General features: G+C 57.1%; 20 protein-coding genes. 15 read left to right on the top strand and 5 right to left on the bottom strand.

The window, feature by feature from the left end:
- Positions 1 to 340: 340 nt before the first annotated feature.
- The 7 genes from ACR0DS_RS01060 (at position 341) to ACR0DS_RS01030 (ending at position 7,760) form a co-directional block, all read left to right on the top strand.
- A complete protein-coding gene (locus ACR0DS_RS01060) occupies positions 341 to 1,048 on the top strand; it encodes an IS6 family transposase (RefSeq protein WP_480557429.1) in 708 nt (235 codons plus the stop codon).
- Between the two features lie 296 nt (positions 1,049 to 1,344).
- On the top strand, positions 1,345 to 1,815 hold the full coding sequence (locus tag ACR0DS_RS01055; protein ID WP_480557427.1) for an Rrf2 family transcriptional regulator: 471 nt from the start codon (positions 1,345 to 1,347) through the stop codon (positions 1,813 to 1,815).
- Entirely contained in the window at positions 1,812 to 2,477 is a 666-nt protein-coding gene (locus ACR0DS_RS01050) for a Crp/Fnr family transcriptional regulator (protein WP_480557426.1), read from the top strand. The genes ACR0DS_RS01055 and ACR0DS_RS01050 overlap by 4 nt, the downstream gene beginning before the upstream one ends.
- Before the next feature lie 150 nt (positions 2,478 to 2,627).
- Complete coding sequence (locus tag ACR0DS_RS01045; RefSeq protein WP_480557424.1) at positions 2,628 to 3,248, top strand: hypothetical protein; 621 nt, start codon at positions 2,628 to 2,630, stop codon at positions 3,246 to 3,248.
- Positions 3,249 to 3,340: 92 nt separating this feature from the next.
- Positions 3,341 to 4,225, top strand: coding sequence for an MBL fold metallo-hydrolase (locus tag ACR0DS_RS01040; protein WP_480476938.1), 885 nt, complete (start codon positions 3,341 to 3,343; stop codon positions 4,223 to 4,225).
- Between the two features lie 15 nt (positions 4,226 to 4,240).
- Complete coding sequence (locus tag ACR0DS_RS01035; RefSeq protein ID WP_480557422.1) at positions 4,241 to 5,923, top strand: bifunctional protein tyrosine phosphatase family protein/NAD(P)/FAD-dependent oxidoreductase; 1,683 nt, start codon at positions 4,241 to 4,243, stop codon at positions 5,921 to 5,923.
- Positions 5,924 to 6,023: 100 nt separating this feature from the next.
- Positions 6,024 to 7,760 carry a SulP family inorganic anion transporter gene (locus tag ACR0DS_RS01030; protein WP_480557419.1) on the top strand — a complete coding sequence of 579 codons (1,737 nt, stop codon included), beginning with the start codon at positions 6,024 to 6,026 and terminating at the stop codon, positions 7,758 to 7,760.
- Positions 7,761 to 7,821: 61 nt separating this feature from the next.
- On the opposite strand, the gene ACR0DS_RS01025 is transcribed toward ACR0DS_RS01030, so the two are convergent.
- Genes ACR0DS_RS01025 through ACR0DS_RS01005 form a run of 5 tightly spaced genes read right to left on the bottom strand, consistent with a single transcriptional unit; the run spans position 7,822 to position 12,621 of the window.
- The gene (locus ACR0DS_RS01025; RefSeq protein ID WP_480537513.1) at positions 7,822 to 9,300 is read right to left on the bottom strand and encodes an aldehyde dehydrogenase; all 1,479 of its coding nucleotides are present in this window, start codon (positions 9,298 to 9,300) and stop codon (positions 7,822 to 7,824) included.
- 9 nt (positions 9,301 to 9,309) lie between these two features.
- On the bottom strand, positions 9,310 to 10,344 hold the full coding sequence (locus tag ACR0DS_RS01020) for an LLM class flavin-dependent oxidoreductase (protein ID WP_480557417.1): 1,035 nt from the start codon (positions 10,342 to 10,344) through the stop codon (positions 9,310 to 9,312).
- Positions 10,345 to 10,347: 3 nt separating this feature from the next.
- Positions 10,348 to 11,265: a flavin reductase family protein gene (locus ACR0DS_RS01015; protein WP_480481720.1), complete on the bottom strand. Its 918-nt coding sequence runs from the start codon at positions 11,263 to 11,265 to the stop codon at positions 10,348 to 10,350.
- Positions 11,262 to 12,050 carry an alpha/beta fold hydrolase gene (locus tag ACR0DS_RS01010; RefSeq protein ID WP_480481718.1) on the bottom strand — a complete coding sequence of 263 codons (789 nt, stop codon included), beginning with the start codon at positions 12,048 to 12,050 and terminating at the stop codon, positions 11,262 to 11,264. Before ACR0DS_RS01010 ends, ACR0DS_RS01015 begins: the two co-directional genes overlap by 4 nt.
- Complete coding sequence (locus ACR0DS_RS01005; protein WP_480481716.1) at positions 12,022 to 12,621, bottom strand: amino acid synthesis family protein; 600 nt, start codon at positions 12,619 to 12,621, stop codon at positions 12,022 to 12,024. Before ACR0DS_RS01005 ends, ACR0DS_RS01010 begins: the two co-directional genes overlap by 29 nt.
- Positions 12,622 to 12,728: 107 nt before the next feature.
- Here ACR0DS_RS01005 and ACR0DS_RS01000 point away from each other — a divergent pair, with 107 nt between their 5' ends.
- The 8 genes from ACR0DS_RS01000 to ACR0DS_RS00965 all read left to right on the top strand — a co-directional run bounded on the left by ACR0DS_RS01000 (position 12,729) and on the right by ACR0DS_RS00965 (position 21,557).
- Positions 12,729 to 13,601 (top strand): LysR family transcriptional regulator, encoded by an 873-nt coding sequence (locus ACR0DS_RS01000; RefSeq protein ID WP_480557415.1) that lies wholly within the window; start codon positions 12,729 to 12,731, stop codon positions 13,599 to 13,601.
- A 69-nt stretch (positions 13,602 to 13,670) separates the two neighbouring features.
- Positions 13,671 to 14,714, top strand: coding sequence for a pyridoxal-phosphate dependent enzyme (locus tag ACR0DS_RS00995; RefSeq protein WP_480557413.1), 1,044 nt, complete (start codon positions 13,671 to 13,673; stop codon positions 14,712 to 14,714).
- Positions 14,711 to 15,856, top strand: coding sequence for a M24 family metallopeptidase (locus tag ACR0DS_RS00990; RefSeq protein WP_480557411.1), 1,146 nt, complete (start codon positions 14,711 to 14,713; stop codon positions 15,854 to 15,856). Before ACR0DS_RS00995 ends, ACR0DS_RS00990 begins: the two co-directional genes overlap by 4 nt.
- Positions 15,853 to 16,563 (top strand): maleate cis-trans isomerase family protein, encoded by a 711-nt coding sequence (locus ACR0DS_RS00985; protein WP_480557409.1) that lies wholly within the window; start codon positions 15,853 to 15,855, stop codon positions 16,561 to 16,563. The genes ACR0DS_RS00990 and ACR0DS_RS00985 overlap by 4 nt, the downstream gene beginning before the upstream one ends.
- Positions 16,564 to 16,699: 136 nt before the next feature.
- Positions 16,700 to 17,800: an ABC transporter ATP-binding protein gene (locus tag ACR0DS_RS00980; RefSeq protein WP_480557407.1), complete on the top strand. Its 1,101-nt coding sequence runs from the start codon at positions 16,700 to 16,702 to the stop codon at positions 17,798 to 17,800.
- A gap of 103 nt (positions 17,801 to 17,903) precedes the next feature.
- Positions 17,904 to 18,995: an extracellular solute-binding protein gene (locus tag ACR0DS_RS00975; protein ID WP_480481704.1), complete on the top strand. Its 1,092-nt coding sequence runs from the start codon at positions 17,904 to 17,906 to the stop codon at positions 18,993 to 18,995.
- Positions 18,996 to 19,065: 70 nt separating this feature from the next.
- Positions 19,066 to 20,340, top strand: coding sequence for an ABC transporter permease (locus tag ACR0DS_RS00970; RefSeq protein WP_209504364.1), 1,275 nt, complete (start codon positions 19,066 to 19,068; stop codon positions 20,338 to 20,340).
- Between the two features lie 5 nt (positions 20,341 to 20,345).
- Entirely contained in the window at positions 20,346 to 21,557 is a 1,212-nt protein-coding gene (locus ACR0DS_RS00965; RefSeq protein ID WP_480537517.1) for an ABC transporter permease, read from the top strand.
- The last annotated feature ends 160 nt before the right edge of the window (positions 21,558 to 21,717 follow it).

Here is a 21,717-nt window from a genome sequence, read left to right as displayed (position 1 = left end):
AAACTCTTGGAACGACCAAAGGAAAATACGAGCGAAAAACTCTAACTACAAACGGCAGGAAAATCGGGTTTCAGAGCAGGCCCAAAACCGAAGTTTTTTATCCCGGCCATGCAAAAGTCTGCGAAAACCTCATCAGCGCATCGAGAGCCGGCGAGTATTTTCGGCCAGGGACTGTAAAGGCCGCGATAGTTCTTGAAACTTCTGGCTCCACAAGCGGGCGCTGCAACAAGCCCGGCAGAGTAACCGAATACTCAGGCATGAAAGCAAAACCAATGCCTGCAGCGGTCTTGTCAGAAGAACTTTGCTTGAGCGGAGCAGGGCGGTTGCGTAGCTTTTTCCCATGACCAGACCTGCCTCATTCAAATACTTCAAAACCAGCCCCGTGATAATCCGCCTTGCGGTGATGCTGTATATCCGTTTCCCGCTCTCGCTTCGAAATGTCGAAGATCTGTTACACGAGCGAGGCATCGACGTGAGCCACGAAACTGTCCGATATTGGTGGAACAGGTTTGGCCCTATGTTTGCATCAGAGATCCGAAGAAAGCGTGATCAGCAACTCAGAGCCTTTTCAAAATCGAAGTGGCACGTTGACGAGGTTTTCGTGAAGGTGAATGGCAAGCGGCATTATCTTTGGCGGGCTGTGGATCATGAAGGCGAGGTGCTGGAAGCCGTTGTTACCAAACGCCGAAACAAAGCTGCAGCGCTGAAATTCCTCAAGAAATTGATGAAGCCACATGGTTGCGCCGAAGAGATCGTCACAGATCGCTTCGCTTCCTACATGGCTGCGCTCAGAGAAATGGGCGCGCTCGAAAAACAACAGACGGGAAGGTGGCTCAACAACCGCGTCGAGAATTCGCACCTGCCGTTTCGACGACGCGAACGCGCGATGCAGCGTTTCAGGCGAATGCGAAGTTTGCAGAAATTCGCCTCCGTCCATTCCTCTGTCTACAATCACTTCAACCAGGAAAGATCGCTAGCCAGTCGAGACACCTTCAAGCTGACCCGCACCGCCGCTCTCGCCGAGTGGCGTCAACTTTGTTCCGGATAGGTTCGCGGTTTCCGCGGCAAACTGAGACTGGTTCGAATTCGTCTGACAGCACCGCCACTCATACCGTCTTTGTTCAGCGGTTTTTGCAGAGAATTGAACTGCCGTTCCGGTCAGATGCCGACAGCTTCCCGAGCAAAGATGACGCGATGCACGCGGGGTCCCAGTCATCCACTCAGTCCACGTGAAGTTCGGGTATGTTGGCCTGACTTCACCCTCTGCAAAACACATGGTCCGTGAAAACACACAGAAATTGCAAATAAGTTATATTGCGCCTACAGCTTTTGCCGGAGGCACGCATGAAACTGACATCCTATTCCAACTATGCGCTGCGGTCTTTGCAGCTGGCCGCGCTCAAGGCCCCAGATCGCATTCGCGTTGACGATGTCGTGCGGGTGCATGGCCTTGCCCGGCCGCATATCGTAAAAATCGTGCACGAGTTGGGTCGGGCCGGGTATCTGGAAACAGCACGCGGCAGAGGCGGCGGTTTCCGGTTGGCGAAACCGGCGGAACAGATCAAAATCGGCGATGTAATTCGACTGACCGAAGGACCCCTGGATGTGGTCGAATGCTTTAACCCTGAAAAAAACACCTGCCCTCTGATCGGTATATGTAAATTGTCCCAAGCGATCCAAAAAGCAACCGGGGCATTCATGGCTGTGCTTGATGATCTGACGCTGGCTGACATCGCCTCAAACAGAAACGAGTTGTTAAACCGTATCGCGCCGATTGAGGAGGGCATCGTGGCACCCATGCGCAACACAAGATGACAATTCTAGACTGGACTGAGCGATTTCACGGAACAAGTCGCCTTCCGAAAGCTGTGCGTGAAAGGTTGCGTACAGCGGCCCGTATCGTGCGGTGCCCAAAAGGGGCTCAGGTATTCGGCCCTGACAACGTTCCCGACAGCCTATTGTTCTTGTACGACGGACGGATTCGCGTTTCTCAAAGTTCGGATTCGGGCCGCGAGATCGTGCTCTATCGGGTCGAGGCGGGGGAAAGCTGTGTACTGACGACGGCCTGCATGCTGGCAGAAGAAGCATATAACGCTGAAGGAATTGCCGAAACCGACGTAACGGCGGTGACCTTGCCGAAACATGCCTTCGATCGTCTGGTCTCGGAAGAAGACGCATTTCGCGAGTTTGTATTCGAGGCCTACTCGCGCCGGCTGATTGATCTGTTGCGGGTGGTCGATGACGTGGCATTCGGGCACCTGGATATTCGCCTGGCTGAACGTCTTCTGGTTCTGGCCGGGGGACGGGAAGACATTCAGGCAACGCATCAGCAACTTGCCAGCGAACTGGGCACCGCGCGTGAAGTTGTCTCGCGGATTTTGCAGGACTTTCAAAAACGCGAGATGATTACCCAATCGCGGGGGCGCATTACGATAACCGACAAGGCGGCATTGGAACGCTTGGCGCAAAGCACTTGACCATTTCGGGAAATTTTCCGGTTTCGTGACTTTGTCACTGAAGTCAGGATTTCAAAGTTATATTTACTCCTCAACTTTTCATGCCGCCAAGGTGATTGCAGGTCTCACGCGAAGGCCGGATATGGGCTGGCAGAAACGGAGGAGACGAAGATGAATGAGCGCAAACCCGCCCGGACGTTCGGCGGCATTGCCATTGCGTTGCTAGTTGCTGCTTTGGTCGGCGCGGCTGGCAGTTACATCTTTCTGATGTCCGGGTACGGGCATCGCCAGGGAATGGCCGGTGAACGGGCAGAGCATCGTCATGGTGCAGATGGGCAAGGCCACGACGAGGTCAACATGCCGGGGCTGAGGGGCGAGAACGCGACGCCCGAGGAAAGTGCCGAGCTGGCTGTGATGTTCCGCAATTTCGATACGATCACACGCGAGGTTGAAAACCTTCCCAACGGTATTCGCACTGTCACAAGATCTTCCGACCCGGATGTCATGGATGCTCTGGTCTCCCATGTTGCCGGGATGATCGATCGGGTGGGCCGCAAGGATGATCCGATGATCATCATTCAGAGCCCGACCCTCGACATATTTTTTCAACATGGTGACAAGATCACCTCGGACATCGAAGTGACGTCTGAAGGGATCGTAGTGGTGCAAACATCCGACGATCCGGAAATAGCCAAAGCCATGCATATCCATGCGGCCGAAGTGAGCGCGATGGCGGATCGCGGCATGGACGCCGTCCACGAAATGATGATGACACGCGGCGGAAACGGGTAACGGATCCGTGCCAGTTAGGAGGCAAGATCATGAATGATCAGAAGTCAATCGAGATGCACAACCAAAAGATGGCCGACGCGATAGCGAAGCCGATTGGAAGCTACCCAGTTGATCTGAGCGTGAAGCCCGATGTTCAGGGTTTTTACGACGAGGCGACGGCGACGATCAGTTATATTGTTGCGGACCCGACCTCGAATGCCTGTGCGATTATCGACAGTGTCATGGACATCGATTATGCCGCTGGCCGCATTACGTTTGGCCATGCCGACATGCTGATTGCCGAGGTAGAGAAGAGGGGCCTCAAGCTGGAATGGATCATTGAGACCCACGCCCATGCCGACCACCTGTCAGCCGCGCCTTACATCCAGCAAAAGCTGGGCGGCAAGATCGGCATCGGTGAAAACATCAAGATCGTGCAAGACGTGTTTGGCAAGATCTTCAATGAAGGCACCGAGTTTCAGCGGGACGGCAGCCAGTTTGACGCCCTGTTCGTCGATGGCATGACCTACAAGATCGGCAACATGACCGCCTTTACCATGCATACGCCGGGCCACACACCCGCCTGCATGGTGCATGTTGTCGGGGATGCAGCCTTTGTGGGCGACACGTTGTTCATGCCTGACGGTGGCTCGGCGCGGGCCGATTTCCCCGGGGGCGACGCGGGGACGTTATATGACTCGATTCACAAGGTGCTCAGCCTGCCGGACGAAACCCGGCTATTCATGTGTCACGATTATGGTCCCAACGGGCGTGACATCCAGTGGGAAACCACGGTGGCCGAGGAGAAGGCCCACAACATTCACGTGGGCGGCGGCAAGACAAGGGACGAGTTCATCAAAATGCGGTCCGAGCGCGACGCGACGCTGGCAATGCCGACGCTGATCGTACCCTCGATTCAGGTCAACATCCGGGCGGGCGGCATTCCAACGGACCAGGACGGGAACCAGATGCTCAAAGTCCCAGTCAACAAGCTCTGAACGCAAGAGGCACCCATGGACATCAGAAAGATATCAGGCGCAGTTTCGGTGTCGCCGCAGATTACGCCAAGTGACATCGAGGCTATAAAAGGCGCGGGCTTTCGTGCCATCATTTGCAACCGCCCCGATGGCGAAGGTGCCGATCAGCCGACTTTTGAGGAGATCGAGGTAGCTGCGGAAAAACTGGGTCTCGAGGTGCGCTATGTTCCAGTGCAAACCGGGATCGTCAGGGACGAGGACGCCGAGGCCTTTGGCAGCGCGCTGACCGAGTTGCCGGGTCCGGTTCTGGCCTATTGCCGGACCGGCACGCGCTCGGCCACTTTGTGGTCGTTGAAAGAGGCGGCGCACAAGCGTCCGGTATCCGAAATCCTGTCTGCCACCAAGGTCGCCGGTTATGACATGAGCGGCGTCGCCCGCCGCATTGCCAATGGTGGGAAAACGCCGACCGACACGGGCGACGCATCCTTCGACGTGGTTATCGTGGGCGGTGGGGCTGGCGGTATTGCCACTGCGGCCAGCCTGCACGCGCGCAAATCCGACCTGTCGATCGCCATCATTGATCCGTCTGACGTGCATTATTATCAGCCCGGCTGGACTTTGGTGGGCGGGGGTGTCTTCTCCGCAGAACAGACCGCCAAGACGATGGGATCCCTGATTCCGCGCGCTGTTAAGTGGATCAAGGCGGCAGTTGCTGCCTTCGAGCCGCTGAACAATGCCGTTATTCTGGATGGCTGTCGCGTGGTGAAATACGACCGTCTTGTCGTGTCTCCGGGGCTCAAGCTGGACTGGAGCGCGGTCGAAGGGCTGGAAGAAACCTTGGGCCGCAACGGGGTGACCTCGAACTACCGCTATGACCTGGCGCCCTACACCTGGCAGCTTGTCGAAGGGCTTAAGGAGGGCCGGGCGCTGTTCACGCAGCCGCCGATGCCGATCAAATGCGCGGGTGCGCCACAAAAAGCCCTATATCTGTCGGGCGATGCGTGGTTCCGGCGCGGTGTTCTGAAGGATATCGACATCCAGTTCATGAACGCTGGCGGTGTGCTGTTCGGGGTCAAGGACTATGTCCCGGCGCTGATGGAATACGTCAGAAAATACGACGCCTCGCTGAATTTCTTTCACAATCTGGTGTCGGTAGATGGGGCGGCGAAAAAAGCGACCTTTAAGGTTGCAGTGCCCGACGCCGAGCCGGATTTGGTCACAGTCGAGTTTGACATGATGCATGTCTGCCCGCCACAGGTCGCGCCGGACTTTATTCGCGTGTCGCCGCTGGCGGACGCGGCGGGCTGGGTCGATGTTGATCAGGCGACACTGCGCCACAAGAACTTTGACAATATCTGGTCGCTGGGCGACGTGATGAACGCGCCCAACGCCAAAACCGCAGCGGCGGCGCGTAAACAGGCACCGACCGTGGCCGATAATATCGTGGCAGACATTCAGGGCCGCGGCCCGGTTGCCGCCTATGACGGCTACGGCTCGTGCCCGTTGACGGTCGAGCGTGGCAAGATCGTTCTGGCCGAGTTCGCCTATGGTGGGGTGATGACGCCCAGCTTCCCGAAATTTCTGATCGACGGAACCAAACCCAGCCGGTTGGCGTGGCTGTTGAAAGAGAAGCTGCTGCCCCCGATCTACTGGTCTGCGATGCTGAAGGGCAAAGAGTGGTTGGCCAAGCCCGAACCACTGAAGGTGGCGACCGATTAACTCCCTGCGAAACTGACACCGGAAGAACCGGTGTCAGTTCTGGCCTGTCCCGCCTCCGCCAAATGTGCAACAGGCCGCCGCTTTCTCAGGACGTGAACCCATGCAGAGCCTTTTACGTTTCCTTCCTATTCTGGACTGGGGTCCCCAGTATAGCCGTGCGTCGCTGTCGAATGATCTGATCGCAGCCGTGATCGTCACGATCATGCTGATCCCACAGTCCTTGGCCTATGCCTTGCTGGCAGGGTTGCCGCCTGAGGCCGGGATCTATGCTTCGATTCTACCGATCATCCTTTATGCAGTTTTTGGCACCAGCCGGGCGTTGGCGGTGGGGCCGGTGGCGGTTGTGTCGCTGCTGACAGCCAGCGCCGTGGGGCAGGTGGCCGAGCAGGGCACAGCTGGATACATGGTGGCGGCACTGACACTGGCTTTCCTGTCGGGTGGGTTTCTGGTGCTGCTGGGCGTTTTTCGACTGGGCTTTCTGGCCAATTTCCTCAGCCATCCTGTCATCGCAGGCTTCATTACCGCGTCGGGTGTCCTGATAGCGACCAGCCAGTTAAAACACATTCTGGGTGTCAGCGCCCATGGGCATACCCTGCCGGGGATGCTGGGCTCAATCTTCGAAAACCTTGGGCAGACCAATTGGCTGACGGTAATCATCGGCGTGCTGGCCACTGCGTTCCTGTTTTGGGTGCGCAAGAACCTCAAACCCGCGTTGCGGCGCATGGGGGTGACGCCCCTGCTGGCTGACGTGCTGACCAAGGCCGGACCAGTTGCTGCCGTGGTGGTGACCACAGTTGTCGTCTGGGGGTTCGGGCTGGATGCGCAGGGCGTCAAGATCGTCGGCGACGTGCCTCAGAACCTGCCGCCACTGACTTTGCCGGGGCTGTCCTCGGACCTCATCGGTGCATTGCTGGTGCCTGCGATCCTGATCTCGATCATCGGTTTTGTCGAAAGCATCTCGGTTGCGCAGACGCTGGCTGCCAAGAAACGCCAGCGCGTGGACCCCGATCAGGAGTTGATCGGTCTGGGCGCAGCCAACCTGGGCGCGGCATTTACCGGCGGCTTTCCGGTCACCGGCGGGTTCTCACGCTCGGTCGTGAACTTCGATGCGGGGGCGGAAACCCCGGCGGCAGGCATATATACCGCTGGTGGTCTGGCGATTGCCGCGCTGTTCCTGACACCGCTGGTGTACTTTTTGCCCAAGGCCACGCTGGCCGCGACGATCATTGTTGCGGTGCTGAGCCTTGTGGACCTGTCGATCCTGAAAAAGACCTGGGGATATTCGCGCGCCGATTTTACCGCCGTAGCCGCCACCATCGTTTTGACTTTGCTGGCCGGGGTCGAAACTGGCGTGGCCAGCGGCGTGGCGATTTCGATCCTTCTGCATCTCTACAAAACCTCGCGCCCGCATGTGGCCGAGGTCGGGCTTGTGCCGGGTACGCAACACTTCCGTAACATCAATCGCCACAAAGTCGACACCGAGCCGTCACTTGTGACACTGCGGGTGGATGAAAGCCTGTATTTCGTGAACGCCCGTTTTCTCGAAGACCTGATTCAGGCGCGTGTGACCGAGGGCTGCGAAATCCGCAACGTGGTTTTGATGTTCTCAGCGGTGAACGAAGTCGACTTTTCGGCCCTCGAAAGCCTTGAGGCCATCAACCACCGCCTGCGTGACATGGGCGTTGGTCTGCACCTGTCCGAAGTCAAAGGCCCCGTCATGGACCGCTTGAAACAATCGCATTTCCTCGACGACCTCAACGGGCAGATCTTTCTGGCCCAGTACGACGCTTGGCAGCGGTTGACCGCGCCGGAGAGGGTGAGAACGGCGGCAGAGTAACAGGAGCCGCCGCATTCAGATAAGCGCCCCTTGGGTTATGCTGATCGTGGTGTAGATCACCTCAGCGCATAACAAAGGGGTTCGACATCGGTTTGTCCGATGTATTCAGCCAAACGGTCTTGGTCCGCGTGTAATCGTGAATGGCCTCTATTCCCGCTTCCCTGCCATAACCGGATTGATTGAAGCCGCCAAAGGGCGCGATGGGTGAGACCGCGCGGTAGGTGTTGATCCAGCAGATGCCCGATTTCAGGCGGGATGAAACACGGTGAGCACGGGCGACATTTTCGGTGAAGATACCCGAGCCAAGCCCGAACGGTGTGTCATTGGCCAGTGTGATTGCCTCTTCCTCGGTGTCGAAGGGCAGCAATGACATGACGGGGCCGAACATTTCCACTTTCAGAGTCTCTGTCTCGGCACTGGCGCATTCCACCAGCGTTGGGGCCATGAAATGACCTGACCGATCCAGTGGCGCGCCCCCGAAACGAATACGGGCACCCTGTTCCCTGGCCTTGGCCAGTGTCGCCTGAATTCTGACAATCTGGGCATTGGTGCACAGCGGGCCAATATGGGTTTCAGGTTCCAATGGATCGCCGATGACTATACCCGTCATCTTTTCTTCGATTTTGGCGATAAGAGATTCCATAAGAGGACGATGGATCAGCCCGCGCGATCCTGCGACGCAGCTTTGACCTGAGGCGCCGAAATTGCCCGCGATCAGTCCGTTGGCCGCACCATCCAGATTGGCATCATCGAATACTATGATCGGGGATTTTCCACCCAATTCCAACGTGGTTACGGCAAAGTTCTCAGCCGAGTTGCGCACCACATGACGCGCCGTTTCCGGGCCGCCAGTGAATGCGATCCGGTCTACGTCAGGATGTCGGGTGAGAGGGATCGCACAGTTTTCTGCGTCCCCGGTAATGACGGAAACGACGCCGGGTGGGAATCCCGCTTTGTCGATCAAGCGGGCAAATTCCAGCATTGGGGCGGGCGCAACCTCTGACGCCTTCAGCACAACAGAGCACCCCGCGGCCAGAGCTGGCCCAAGCTTGGTAGCCGTGAGAAACATCTGCGCGTTCCAGGGGACAATTGCGACCACCACGCCAATGGGCTCGCGCCGCGTAAAGACATGCATGTCCGGTTTGTCGATCGGCAGGACCGCGCCTTCGATTTTGTCCGCCAACCCCGCATAGTAGCGGTAGTAATCGCCGACATATGCCGTTTGGGTCGCGGTTTCCGCCAGTAGCTTACCACTGTCCTTCGTCTCGATCTCGCCAAGGCGTCCTGCGTTCTGTTCGATCAGTTCTGCAAGCCGGAACAACAGTTTGCCACGTGCAGTTTGCGTCATGTCCCGCCACGCCGGATCATCAAGTGACCGGCGCGCTGCAGAAACGGCGCGCTCTACGTCTTCGGCTGCGGCACAGGCGAAACTGGCCCATTCCTCGCCCGTTGCCGGATTCAACGAGGCCATCACTTGCCCACGTGCCCCTTCGGTCCAAGCGCCGTCGATAAATAGCTGGTAATGTGGCTTCTGGTGCATTGCGGCCCCTCACTGAAACTTTGGCATTACATCGTCGATGAAACGGGCAAGCGAAGCGCGTTTGCGTTCGAAGCTCATGCCGCTGTCGATCCAAAACGAGTATTCATCATATCCAAGGTCTTCATAGCGTTTCAGACGTTCTGTTACCCCGTCCGCCGTGCCGATTGTCAGATCGCGCGCCAGATTTTCGGGTGCCATCATTGCGTTGGCTGCCATTTCTTCTTCGGTTAGCGCCTGAATCAATCCCTGTCGGACTGGTCGCTTGTTTTGGAACCACGCGCCGAAATAGTTGTAAAACCGGGACAAATCCCGCGCAGCCTGATCCAGTTCAGTGTCATCGCGCCCGACATAGGTGTGGTGAAGCAGCATGATCTTCGGGCGCGCTCCGCCGTGATTGGCACAGGCGGTCTCAAAACGGGTCATCAGTGTCTCAATTTCTTCGATACCTTGCCACAGCGGGGTGACCTGAATGTTGAACCCGTTCTGAACGCCGAACTCGTGGCTGTTCGGATCCCGCGCGGCAATCCAGATGGGCGGCCCGCCGGGTTGCACTGGCTTTGGGGCCGAACTGGTGGCGGGAAACTGAAAGAACTCTCCGTCATGCGTGCAGTCGCCTTCCCACAATTTGGGCAGCAGAGGAGCGATCTCTCGCATTCGCTGACCGGCGGTCCATGCGTCCAGACCGGGCATAAGCCGCTCGTATTCATAAGAGTAGGCCCCGCGCGCTATGCCCAGCTCGATCCGGCCTCCGGTCATGATATCCGCTGCGGCTGCTTCGCCCGCCAGTTTGATCGGATGCCAGAACGGCGCGATCACAGTGCCGGTGCCAAGGCGCACGTTTTTGGTATGATGCGCGATATCCACCAGCGACATCAGCGGGTTGGGTGCGATGGTGAAATCCATCCCGTGATGTTCGCCAGTCCAGACCGCACGCATCCCTGCCTGATCCGCCATCTTGCACAGCTCGATGAACTCTTCATACAATTTCTCATGCGGCTCTTCGGGGCCCAGCCGTTCCATATGGGCAAAAAGGGAAAACTCCATTCTTCAGGTCCTTTCCGACAGGCTGTGCACATCGCCCCGCTGGGCGTCACCCAGATAAAGCGAGAAATTGCGGGTTCGGCTTTCCAGCGCAAAACGAGCCATCATTGTGGCGATGGGTGCTGACGCGTATGGCAGGGTCGCCAGTTCTTTGATTGCGATCTCCTGAAGCGTGCCATGCCGGGGCAGGGACGGCGCAGACGCAAGAATGTAAACATGATGCGTGTTGGCATCGTCATAGACGGAATACGCAACCCCAAGGCGTGCATCGACACCTTTAGCCGTCAGGTCTTGCACAAGGCTGTTTCGCAAATCTTGCCGATCTGACAGCGTGACTTGCGGCGGACGGAAACCGGCTTCTGTTCTCTCCAGCAAGACGTGCCCGTCCTGTTCGATGATTGCGCCGCAGACCACGTTTCGCCCGGATGGTTCCAGCGCGCCACGTTCCAGCCCGAGGCTGAAATACTGCCCGTTCGCATAGCCAAGCCCGGGGGCATCGTCCTGAGAATACGTTTCGACCTGACCGATCAAAACGCAATGGTCCCCGGCTTCGACAACCTGATGAGTACGGCAGGAAAACGTTGCGACTGCCCCTCTGATCAAAGGGACGTCGTGCGTATCAAAGCAGTGATCGACTTTGGCAAATCGATCACCTTTGAACCCGGCAAACGTATTGGATACATCTTCCTGCCCCTCGGCCAGAATGTTCACCGCGAAACGGGCGCAGGTTGCGAATTCGTGATAAGAAGACAGGTTTTTTCCCGGACAAACCAAAAGCAGCGGCGGGTCGAGAGAAACCGAAGTGAAGGAATTGGCCGTGAAGCCGAGTGGATTGCCTGTGTCATCGCGCGTCGTCACAACCGTCACACCGGTCATGAACCGTCCAAAAGCACGACGAAGGTCACGAGGATCAAGCGCGGTCATTGGCGCAGCTCACTCAGAAAGCTGGAAATGGCGGCGTTGACCTGAGGTGCATGCGTCATTGGCATCATATGTGCAGCGCCTTCAATGATTTGCGCGCGTCCGTTCATTGCGGTGTCCGCCATGGCGCGTGACATCTCCGGGGTCGAATTGGGTTCAAGACTGCCGGTTAGAAAAAGCGCCGGGCAGCTTAGTTTCTCCAACGCGTCGCGCTGAGGGCTCTGACTGTGGGCGAAGACGGAATAGGCCGTTTTATACGCAGCCGGGTCCATCGCCGTCAGCCAACTACGGCAGGCATCGCGCTCGGCCGAGGCGACGTCTCCGAACCATCGATGCAATGTGCTGGTGGGATCAGCGATCGTCTTGCCATCCAGCTGCGCCGCACGGTCGCGCACGGTCTGTGCCGCATTCGCGTCTCTCTCAAAAACCGCGTTCAATGCGACGATCCCACATACCCGGTCTGACGCTTTGGCGGCAAGATCCAGCGCGATCATGGTCCCCATCGAGTGGCCCACCAAAACGACCGGACCACTCAGGCAGTCCAGAACACCCCGTGCCGCTTCGGTGTACGCCGACAACCCCAACCTCATGTCAGCCAAAGGGCTGTTTCCATGTCCGGGCATGTCCGGAGCGGTCATGCAACCTTCAGAAGCCAGCCCGTCCAATTGCGCGCCCCAGGCTTCAGCCCGCAAGCCAACACCATGCAACAGAAGGATATTCTGACCCGAACCGGTCTGGATGGCCGCCAGCCCGCCGATCTCAGACCGCGGCCGGGTTGTCCAGGTCATGGCCCAAATCCTTAAGATCCTGATAGCGGTCACCGATACGGTGGTGCGGTCTGCCCGAGGTTGCTGCGCCTAATACGACCACAACTTCGTCATCGCGCGGTGCGTCAGAAATCGAGAACTGAATTGTCAGGTAGTGCGACCTCCGCCCAGCATCGTTTTTATCCATCAACGGCACCATGATCGGTGCGTTTGCCGGGCCACGTGTGTTGGTGAACGCCAGATAGGATTTCGCGCCGACGGCCTCTCGGTAGTGATTACCAAATCGCAAGGTGTGAATAAGGCCCGAAGCGTGCTCGACCTCACCATTCAGCCCGACCACAGCGGCTTTGCCATAGGCTTCGATTGCCTCTCCACTCCCGGCCAGTTTGATCATGCGTTTCGTCATCATCTCACCCAGAACAGGGCCATAGGCTTGTATCTCGGGTTTAAGGTCTTCCACAAACCGTCCTGCCCAGGGGTTGTGAACCACTGCGGCCACGGCAAACATGCGCCATGGGGTTTTGGCGGCTTGGAAGCCCTCGACAAGGACCTCCTCATCGTAGGTGACAATCTTACGTATTTCCGGTTGCATCAAAGCTCTCCTGTCGCGCTCGCAAACGTTAAAAACGGACAGGGTTTTTGACAAATGATTGAATTATGTGCTTTGCCATTAAAAAGACTAATGGACAGCTTGATCAAATGGGCAAATCTCTTCCACCGCTGACATGGATCCGATCCTTCGAAGCAGCAGCACGAACCCTTAGCTTTACGGCGGCTGCCGAAGAGATTGGGTTGACGCAATCGGCGGTCAGTCAGCAGGTGAAATCGCTCGAAATGCGTTTGGGGACAGCTCTTTTTGTGAGGCACCCCAGAAGCTTGGCGCTGACGGATGCGGGGCGTAAACTATTGCCCGAGGTTGGCAGCGCGCTTGAAGCGCTTGCCGCGGCTGCCGGGCGCGTGGACGCCAGTGCCTCCGGAGACATCTTGACTGTCGCCACGTCTGTTAGCATCGCTCATTGGGTTATTGCCCCATACCTGTCAGATTTTACCAGACGCCATCCTGAAGTACGCGTTCGGCTTCTCAGTGCGATCTGGCCCGATGATTTCCACGCGTCTCACGCTGATGTTCAGGTTCGGTTCGGGTCAAAGAAACAGGTAGGGCATGGCGCTGTCCGACTGATACCTGACCGGCTGGTTGCTGTGAAATCCCCTGCAGTCGCAGGAGACGTGTTTGACCTGCCGCTGATCGAGGCTGTCGGGACATCAAGTGGGTGGGGCACATGGTTTGAAAAACAGGGCTTGCGCCGCCAACCCGGTGTTTTTGTCGATACATTTGGGATGGCCCTGCAACTGGCCGTTCATGGTAGCGGTGTCGCCTTGGTCAGCGAATTACTGACGACCCATGCGATTGCCGCGGGTCTGGTCGTACGCGTGCATGAATGTTCGGTGGACAGCAACGAAGGGTACTACCTTTCGTCCAACGCTGCCAATCCGGCTGCCCGGCTGTTTCACGACTGGCTGTTGGCGTTGGTTGCAGAACAGGCCTCGAATACCGTCAACGTCCCTGATTGACGTCAGACGTTGGTTGACAGTGTTCCACCGATGGGATCACGTCAACGGGCCTAAACTCAGGGGAGAAGTATGCAGGTCATCACCAATCCACATCGGGCGGGCCAAAAGCTTGCACCGTCTGCGCCGTATCCTTCTACAAATGCTGCCCGTGTTGAAGATTTGCTTTCTCAGTGCCCTGTCGCGAAAGAAACGCCATTGGTGGATGTTGGGAAACTGGCCCCTGTAGCCCAGCTTTGGGTGAAGGATGAGCGGGCGCGGATGAACCTTGGTTCGTTCAAAGCTTTAGGGGCGGCCTATGTAATTGCGCGTCATGCGGCCGAGAGGACAGGTGAGCCGGGTGAACAAACTCTGGCAGGCGCAACCTATGTGACCGCCAGCGCCGGGAACCACGGCATGAGTGTTGCGGCGGGTGCCAGAATTTTCGGTGCGAAAGCTGTTGTTTACATTGCTGAAACTGTGCCCGAAACCTTTGCGGAACGTCTCAAAGGCCAAAAAGCCGAAGTTGTTCGAAGTGGTGCTGACTATGCCGCCAGCATGGAGGCCGCGAGAATGGCTGCCGACGAAAACGGTTGGATATTGCTGTCGGACAGTTCGTGGGAAGGATATTATGACCTGCCATGGACGCTTATGGAAGGCTATCTGCAAATGGCGGCAGAGGCTGTCAGGCAGTGTCCCGAGGTTCCGACGCATATTCTGTTGCAGGCAGGCGTGGGCGGGCTGGCCGGTGCCGTTGCTGCCTATGCACGAAACATCTGGGGCGACGCACCGAAGATCGTTGTGGTTGAACCCGAAGCGGCACCCGCGTTGCAGGCCAGCTTAGCCGCCGGAAAATGTGTTTTCGCGGATGGCCCTGACAGCATTATGGGGCGTCTGGACTGCAAGGAACCATCGTTGATCGCGTTAAACGGATTGGCTCGCGACGCAGACCTGTTCCTGACCCTGTCAGACGACGATGTGGCGGCAAAGCTTGACGCAATGGCAAAGGCCGGGCTGGCCACCACGGCGTCCGGCGGGGCAGGCCTTGCGGCAGTGATGAACGAAACCGCGCGGAAAGCCATAGGGATCGACGAACACTCACGCGTTTTGTGCTTTCTGTCGGAGATCGCGGAATGAGGGGGTTCGATCAGGCAGAATTCGAGGCGCGTACCAAACGCGCGCAGGAGTTGATGCGAGTCGCGGATTTATCGGCGCTGCTGCTGACGACAGAAACTGATGTGCGCTACTTTACCGGCTATCTCACCCGATTTTGGGAAAGCCCAACCCGGCCATGGTTTCTGGTCGTGCCTGCCGCGGGCAAACCGGTGGCCGTGATCCCTTCGATCGGGGCCGCGCTCATGGGGCAGACCTGGATCGATGACATCCGAACCTGGAGTGCGCCCGACTTGCAGGACGACGGTATCTCGCTTCTGGCCGACGTCCTGGCCGAACTGACGCCCGTTTCGGGCAATATCGGGGTGCCGGATGGTCATGAGACACATGTGCGGATGCCCATGGCGGACATTGAACGCTTGCGCGGCGCTCTCGGTTCGCGTCGCATTACCGGTGATCAGGGTATCCTGCGCCGGTTGCGCATGGTCAAATCCGAGGCTGAAATTGCGAAGATCCAAACAGCCTGCGATATCGCTGGACGCGCGTTCGCCCGCGTGCCCGAGGTTGCCCGCGCAGGAGTGCCTTTGGACATGGTTTTTCGCCGGTTCCAGATGCTCTGCCTTGAGGAAGGGGCCGATTGGGTGCCGTATCTTGCAGGCGGGGCAGAGCAGGGCGGTTACAGTGATGTAATATCACCTGCAACTTCGGCGCCGTTGGAACCTGGCGACGTGCTTATGCTGGATACAGGTCTGGTTTGGGATGGCTACTTCTGTGATTTTGATCGCAATTGGTCCGTCGGCCCAGCCCGGCCCGAGGTGAAATCAGCGCACGCCAGACTGGTAGAAGCCTCGGATGCCGCGCTCGAGATCGCACGGCCCGGTGCTACTGCCTCGGATTTGTTTCATGCCATGAACACGGTTCTGACCAAAGAGGCGGAAGGCACAGATGCGGGGCGGTTGGGTCATGGGTTGGGGATGTCACTGACAGAGTGGCCGTCCCTTATCCCGGCAGACCAGACCGTGCTGGAACCCGGCATGGTTTTGACTTTGGAGCCGGGCATCGCCGTTGGTGCAAAAATACTTGTCCATGAAGAAAACATTGTCATCACCGAGGGCACCCCACGTTTTCTAAGCCCACGCATCGGGCCAGAGGTGATCGAGATATGACCCGGATCCATTACGCTCTTGATGAAGACGATCCCAAGGCCACCCCGCTTGGTCTGATCGTGTTGCAGACAGATGAAACGTTGGAGCCCGAATTCAGCTCGTATTTTTCGGACCGCAAGTATCCAATCTACGTGACGCGAATTCCCAGCGGAATCGAGGTGACGAAGGAAAGCCTTGCGGAAATGGAGAAGGCGCTGCCGGCCGCCGCCGGATTGCTGCCCAGCGCGCGACCTTATCGCGTTGTCGGGTACGGGTGCACGTCTGCAAGCTCGGTTATCGGGTCCGACCGCGTGGCAGAACTTGTCAAACAGACATGCCAGACCGCCGAGGTTACAAACCCTTTGCGTGCGGCAACGGCCTGTGCGCGACACTTGGGCGTTTCGAAATTCGCGCTGCTGTCGCCCTATATTGAAGAGGTAAACCTTCCCCTGCGCCGGGCCTTTGCCCAAGGCGGAGTGGAGATGGATGTTTTTGGGACATTCGGGGAATCAGAAGAGGCCAAAGTTGTTCGGATTTCGGTGCAATCCGTCATTGACGCTGCCACAAAACTGGGCTCGGACCCGTCGGTTGATGCGGTTTTTTTAAGTTGCACAAACCTTCGCACGCAACAGGCTATTCCCGAGATTCGCGCGCGTATCGGCAAGCCGGTTCTGTCCAGTAATCAAAGTCTTGCGTGGCATATGCGTGCTCTGAACGAAGCCGGGTGAGCTGTTAAATCCCGATATTGTGTAACAAAATCAGGATTCACTGTTGCAATGTGAACATCGCTTGGTCTTAACTAACGGCTACAGATCAATGAAATCCGCAGAAGACGGATAATCATTTGACGTAACAGGGGGTCTTGTGGCCGATACAATGAACGACGCCGCGTTTGTCGAATTCCAACGCGTACAGAAGTCTTATGACGGCGAGAACCTCGTCGTAAAAGACTTAAACCTTGCAATGCCCAAAGGTGAGTTTCTGACAATGCTTGGGCCGTCAGGCTCGGGCAAGACGACTTGCCTTATGATGCTCGCCGGATTTGAAACCGCCACGCACGGTGAAATCCTCTTGGGCGGCAAGCCCATCAACAATATCCCGCCGCACAAGCGCGGTATTGGCATGGTTTTTCAGAACTACGCTTTGTTCCCGCATATGACGGTGGCCGAAAACCTGTCGTTCCCACTGGAAGTCCGTAAGTTGGGCAAGTCGGAGCGGGATGAAAAGGTCAAGCGCGCACTGGATATGGTTCAGATGGGCGCCTTTGGTGGCCGACGTCCTGCTCAGCTGTCGGGCGGGCAACAACAGCGGATTGCTCTGGCTCGTGCCTTGGTATTCGAACCCGAACTGGTCTTGATGGATGAGCCATTGGGGGCATTGGACAAGCAGCTGCGTGAACATATGCAGTTCGAAATCACGCGTCTGGCCCATGAGCTTGGGATCACAACAGTCTACGTGACCCACGACCAGACCGAAGCGCTGACCATGTCAGATCGGGTGGCTGTATTTGATGACGGCCGCATTCAACAGCTGGCGCCGCCTGATCAGCTTTACGAAGAGCCGGAAAACAGTTTTGTTGCGCAATTCATAGGTGAAAACAACACGTTGGAAGGTGTTGTTAAATCAATTGACGGCGACACTTGCGTCGTACGTCTGGATGATGGCTCGGAAATTGATGCGGTTCCGATCAACGTCCACAATGCAGGCGACCGGACCAAAGTTTCGATCCGCCCTGAACGTGTGGAATTCAACAAAGACCGACTGCATGCTGACGCGCATACTTTGAAAGCAAGGGTCGAAGAGTTTATTTACATGGGCGACGTATTCCGGTTCCGCATGTCCGTTGCCGGAAACAACGAATTCATCGCCAAAACTCGAAATGCGCCTGACGCCGTACGCCTGACCCCGGGTCAAGAGATCGAGATCGGCTGGCTGGCACAGGATTGTCGTGCGCTCGACGCATAGACCAAACCGCGCGGGACAAGCGCGGTTAAGCTGAGGGACCGGCCGGTGAAAACCCGTGCATCGGCTGACCACCACATAAAACGGGATGAACTGGGAGTAACACATGAAACCAACCAAGATCATGCTCACTGCGGCTGCGATTGCGACGGCTGCGGGCACTGTTTCAGCCGAGGAGATGACCATCGTTTCCTGGGGCGGTGCCTATTCAAAGTCGCAGTTGAAGGCGTATCACGAGCCCTATTCGGAAAAGACCGGCATCACCATTCTGAACGATGACAGCTCGGCCGAAGCCGTTGCCAAACTGCGCGCAATGAACGAAGCGGGCAACATCACATGGGATGTGGTAGATGTTGTGGCCGCTGACGCGATCCGTCTTTGCGACGAAGGTCTGGCCCTCGAGATCGATTTCGACAGCCAGTTGGCCGCAGCTCCGGATGGCACGCCCGCCTCTGAGGATTTCGGCGACCTGCTGGTCAGCGACTGCTTTATCCCGCAGATCGTTTATTCGACCACATTCGGCTACCGCACTGATCTGGTCGGTGACACCCCGCCGACCGACATCTGTGCAGTGTTCGACCTGGAAACCTATCCGGGCAAACGTTCGCTGGAGAAGCGTCCGATCAACAACATGGAATGGGCGCTGCTATGTGATGGTGTCGCCAAGGATGATGTCTATGACGTTCTGGCGACTTCGGAAGGTCAGGATCAGGCCTTGGCCAAGCTGGGCACCATCAAAGACAGCGTTGTCTGGTGGTCTGCTGGTGCGGACACGCCACAACTGCTGGCTGACGGCGAAGTCATCATGGGTTCGACCTATAACGGCCGTCTCTTCAGCGTGATTGAAGAGCAGAAACAGCCGGTTGCAATGCTGTGGGACGCGCAGGTGTTCGATCTGGATGGCTGGATCATTCCTGCCGGTCTGAGCGATGAGCGCAAGCAGCGCGCGCTGGACTATATCATGTTCGCAACCGACACTCAGCGTCTGGCGGATCAGGCCAAGTACATCTCGTACGGTCCGGCCCGCGCCTCGTCGGCTCCGCTGGTTGGTCAGCACGCCGATCTGGGGATCGACATGGCCCCGCATATGCCGACCGATCCGGAAAACGCCAAGAACACGTTCTTGTATAACTACGAGTTCTGGGCGGATTACCGTGATGACATCGACGCCAAATTCCAGGCGTGGCTGGCGCAATGAGCGTCTGATTTCATGACACAGTCGGGGGCGGTGCGCCGCCCCTGAACCAAGACAGATCCAAGGGGCTCCAATGACTGACGCAAGCCAAAATGCCGGACCCATGCTGGCAGCGGATGGAACACCGCTCAAGCTATCGCTGGCACGCTCGTTGCGGCGGCAAAAGCTGCGTGCCTTGCTGTTGATCGCTCCTTTGCTTCTGTTCGTTCTGTTTTCCTTTATTGTTCCAATAGCTGCGATGCTATTCCGTTCAGTAGAAAACAACATCGTCTCTGACACTCTGCCTCTTACCGTCGAGGCGCTTCAAAACTGGGATGAACAGTCTGGAGAATTGCCGGGCGAGGGCGTGTATGATGCCTTTGTGCGGGACATGATTGTTGCGATTGACAATAAAGAGCACACACGGCTTGGTTCGCGTTTGAACTACGAAGAAACCGGTATGTCTTCGATGTTCCGCAAGTCAGGTCGTCAGATCAAGAAACTGGATCCTGAAACGGATGGTCCGTTTAAAGAGCAACTAATAGATATTCACGACGGATGGGGCGATACACAAACGTGGCGCGTGATCAAAACCCATTCGCCGAAGATCACCAACGGGTATTTTCTGAACGCGGTAGATATGCGCAGAACCCCCGACGGCGCGCAGGCACAACCCGAAGACAAGCAAATCCTTGTTAAGCTGTTCGGTCGAACGCTGTTTATGTCTCTGGTAATAACGGGTGCCTGTATCCTGCTGGCTTATCCGGTCAGCTATTTGCTGGCGACGTTGCCGATGCGTGTCTCAAATCTGCTGATGATCCTTGTGCTTCTGCCGTTCTGGACGTCACTGTTGGTGCGGACGTCGGCGTGGAAGGTGATGCTGCAACAGCAAGGCGTGATCAACGAAACGCTGGTCTGGCTGGGGTTAGTGGCTGACGATGCGCGACTGGTGATCATCAATAACCAGATCGGTACGATCACCGCAATGACGCATATCCTGCTGCCATTCATGATCCTGCCCATGTATTCGGTGATGCAGACCATTCCGGAATCCTACACGCGTGCCGCGAAATCCATGGGTGCGACCAACTGGACGACGTTCTGGCGCATCTACTTCCCTCAATCCATTCCGGGTATCGGCGCGGGTTCAATCCTCGTGTTCATTTTGGCGATTGGCTACTACATCACGCCTGAAATCGTGGGCGGTACCAAAGGTGTCTTCATCTCGAACCGGATCGCCTATCACATCTCGTCCTCACTGAACTGGGGACTGGCGGCGGCGCTGGGAACGATACTTCTGGCGGTCGTTCTGCTGCTCTACTGGGTCTACGACAAGATCGTGGGCATTGATAACGTGAAGCTGGGATAATCGACATGGCCGCACTTACTCCGATATCCCGTAAACCTATGTCGATGGTTCTGCCCAGCGTTGCATTGGCCGGAGCGTTCGCTGGTATCTTTGTCGGCGCCGGAAACGGCTCGGTCCTGCTAGGGATCGTGGGCGGTGCCATCGTGATTGCCGGACTGGCATGGACTTACATCAACATTCTAAAGAATGAGCAGTTGGCCCGCTGGATCAATATCCTCGGCTTTGGCATCGCGGGCTTTTTGATGTCCGGCCCAATGGGGGGAGTACTTGGCCTGCTGGGGGGCTGGTTCTTCGCCTGGTTTACTTATTGGTTGTACGAAGGGCGATACCGGCGCAAGCTGTTGCCGTACCTGACCGCGCAGCAGGTGTTTTACCACTACCTGTTCCGGGTGATCTGCGGTGCAATCTTTGTCTTCCTGATCACACCGATCCTTGTGGTCTTGCCGCTGTCGTTCAACGCACAGGACTTTTTTACCTTCACGCCCGAGATGTTGCGGCTTGACCCTGAAGGGTATTCGCTGAAGCACTACCGCGATTTCTTTACCAACAATGAATGGCAACGCAGCTTCAAGAACTCGCTGATCATTGCCCCGATTGCCACAATCATCTCGGTCTCGCTTGGCACCTTGGCGGCCATTGGCCTCAGCCAGAGCCACGTCCCCGGCCGCCGTGCTATCATGGGAATCCTGATTTCGCCGATGATCGTTCCGCTGATCATCTCGGCCACTGGCATGTTCTTTTTCTACAGCGATATCGGTCGGTTCCTTGAAGGGACCCTGGGCATGAACAAGAACTTTGTGGGCTATCTGAAAGTCATCCTGGCGCACGCCGTACTGGGTATCCCGTTCGTGATCATCACTGTGACCGCCACGCTTGTGAGCTTTGATCGTTCACTGACGCGTGCGGCTGCCAACATGGGGGCAGGGCCGGTGCGGACCTTCTTCAAGATCCAGATGCCGCTGATCCTGCCGGGTGTGATTTCGGGTGGTCTGTTCGCCTTCATCACCTCGTTCGACGAAGTTGTGGTGGTTCTGTTCGTGGGCTCGGCCAGTCAGAAGACTCTGCCGTGGCAGATGTTCACGGGCCTGCGGGAACAGATTAGCCCGACCATTCTGGCGGTTGCGACGATCCTTGTGGTTCTGTCGATTGCGTTACTGACCACGGTTGAGTTGCTGCGTCGTCGGTCCGAACGTTTGCGGGGGCTTTCACCCGCTTGACGGAGCATTCTGTCTGATCTAACGATTCTCGTGTTCATCTCCGCTGCGATGGCGTCGCGGCGTTTAAGGGGATGATCGGCTCTCGGACCCCGAGACCGCCTGTCCTGAACGCCGGGACATGTGGCCGGGATTTGTCGCCCGGCAAAGATGAGAGACCAAG

The organism is Ruegeria sp. AF5, assembly GCF_056541905.1.
This window is presented reverse-complemented; position numbering and strand designations above follow the sequence as displayed.

What these genes read in the sequence shown, in the direction of transcription:
- ACR0DS_RS01060 (WP_480557429.1), top strand. Translation starts at nt 341, where the DNA reads ATGACCAGACCTGCCTCATTCAAATACTTCAAAACCAGCCCCGTGATA.
- ACR0DS_RS01055 (WP_480557427.1), top strand. Translation starts at nt 1,345, where the DNA reads ATGAAACTGACATCCTATTCCAACTATGCGCTGCGGTCTTTGCAGCTG.
- ACR0DS_RS01050 (WP_480557426.1), top strand. Translation starts at nt 1,812, where the DNA reads ATGACAATTCTAGACTGGACTGAGCGATTTCACGGAACAAGTCGCCTT.
- ACR0DS_RS01045 (WP_480557424.1), top strand. Translation starts at nt 2,628, where the DNA reads ATGAATGAGCGCAAACCCGCCCGGACGTTCGGCGGCATTGCCATTGCG.
- ACR0DS_RS01035 (WP_480557422.1), top strand. Translation starts at nt 4,241, where the DNA reads ATGGACATCAGAAAGATATCAGGCGCAGTTTCGGTGTCGCCGCAGATT.
- ACR0DS_RS01030 (WP_480557419.1), top strand. Translation starts at nt 6,024, where the DNA reads ATGCAGAGCCTTTTACGTTTCCTTCCTATTCTGGACTGGGGTCCCCAG.
- ACR0DS_RS01025 (WP_480537513.1), bottom strand. Translation starts at nt 9,300, where the DNA reads ATGCACCAGAAGCCACATTACCAGCTATTTATCGACGGCGCTTGGACC.
- ACR0DS_RS01020 (WP_480557417.1), bottom strand. Translation starts at nt 10,344, where the DNA reads ATGGAGTTTTCCCTTTTTGCCCATATGGAACGGCTGGGCCCCGAAGAG.
- ACR0DS_RS01015 (WP_480481720.1), bottom strand. Translation starts at nt 11,265, where the DNA reads ATGACCGCGCTTGATCCTCGTGACCTTCGTCGTGCTTTTGGACGGTTC.
- ACR0DS_RS01010 (WP_480481718.1), bottom strand. Translation starts at nt 12,050, where the DNA reads ATGACCTGGACAACCCGGCCGCGGTCTGAGATCGGCGGGCTGGCGGCC.
- ACR0DS_RS01005 (WP_480481716.1), bottom strand. Translation starts at nt 12,621, where the DNA reads ATGCAACCGGAAATACGTAAGATTGTCACCTACGATGAGGAGGTCCTT.
- ACR0DS_RS01000 (WP_480557415.1), top strand. Translation starts at nt 12,729, where the DNA reads ATGGGCAAATCTCTTCCACCGCTGACATGGATCCGATCCTTCGAAGCA.
- ACR0DS_RS00995 (WP_480557413.1), top strand. Translation starts at nt 13,671, where the DNA reads ATGCAGGTCATCACCAATCCACATCGGGCGGGCCAAAAGCTTGCACCG.
- ACR0DS_RS00990 (WP_480557411.1), top strand. Translation starts at nt 14,711, where the DNA reads ATGAGGGGGTTCGATCAGGCAGAATTCGAGGCGCGTACCAAACGCGCG.
- ACR0DS_RS00985 (WP_480557409.1), top strand. Translation starts at nt 15,853, where the DNA reads ATGACCCGGATCCATTACGCTCTTGATGAAGACGATCCCAAGGCCACC.
- ACR0DS_RS00975 (WP_480481704.1), top strand. Translation starts at nt 17,904, where the DNA reads ATGAAACCAACCAAGATCATGCTCACTGCGGCTGCGATTGCGACGGCT.
- ACR0DS_RS00970 (WP_209504364.1), top strand. Translation starts at nt 19,066, where the DNA reads ATGACTGACGCAAGCCAAAATGCCGGACCCATGCTGGCAGCGGATGGA.
- ACR0DS_RS00965 (WP_480537517.1), top strand. Translation starts at nt 20,346, where the DNA reads ATGGCCGCACTTACTCCGATATCCCGTAAACCTATGTCGATGGTTCTG.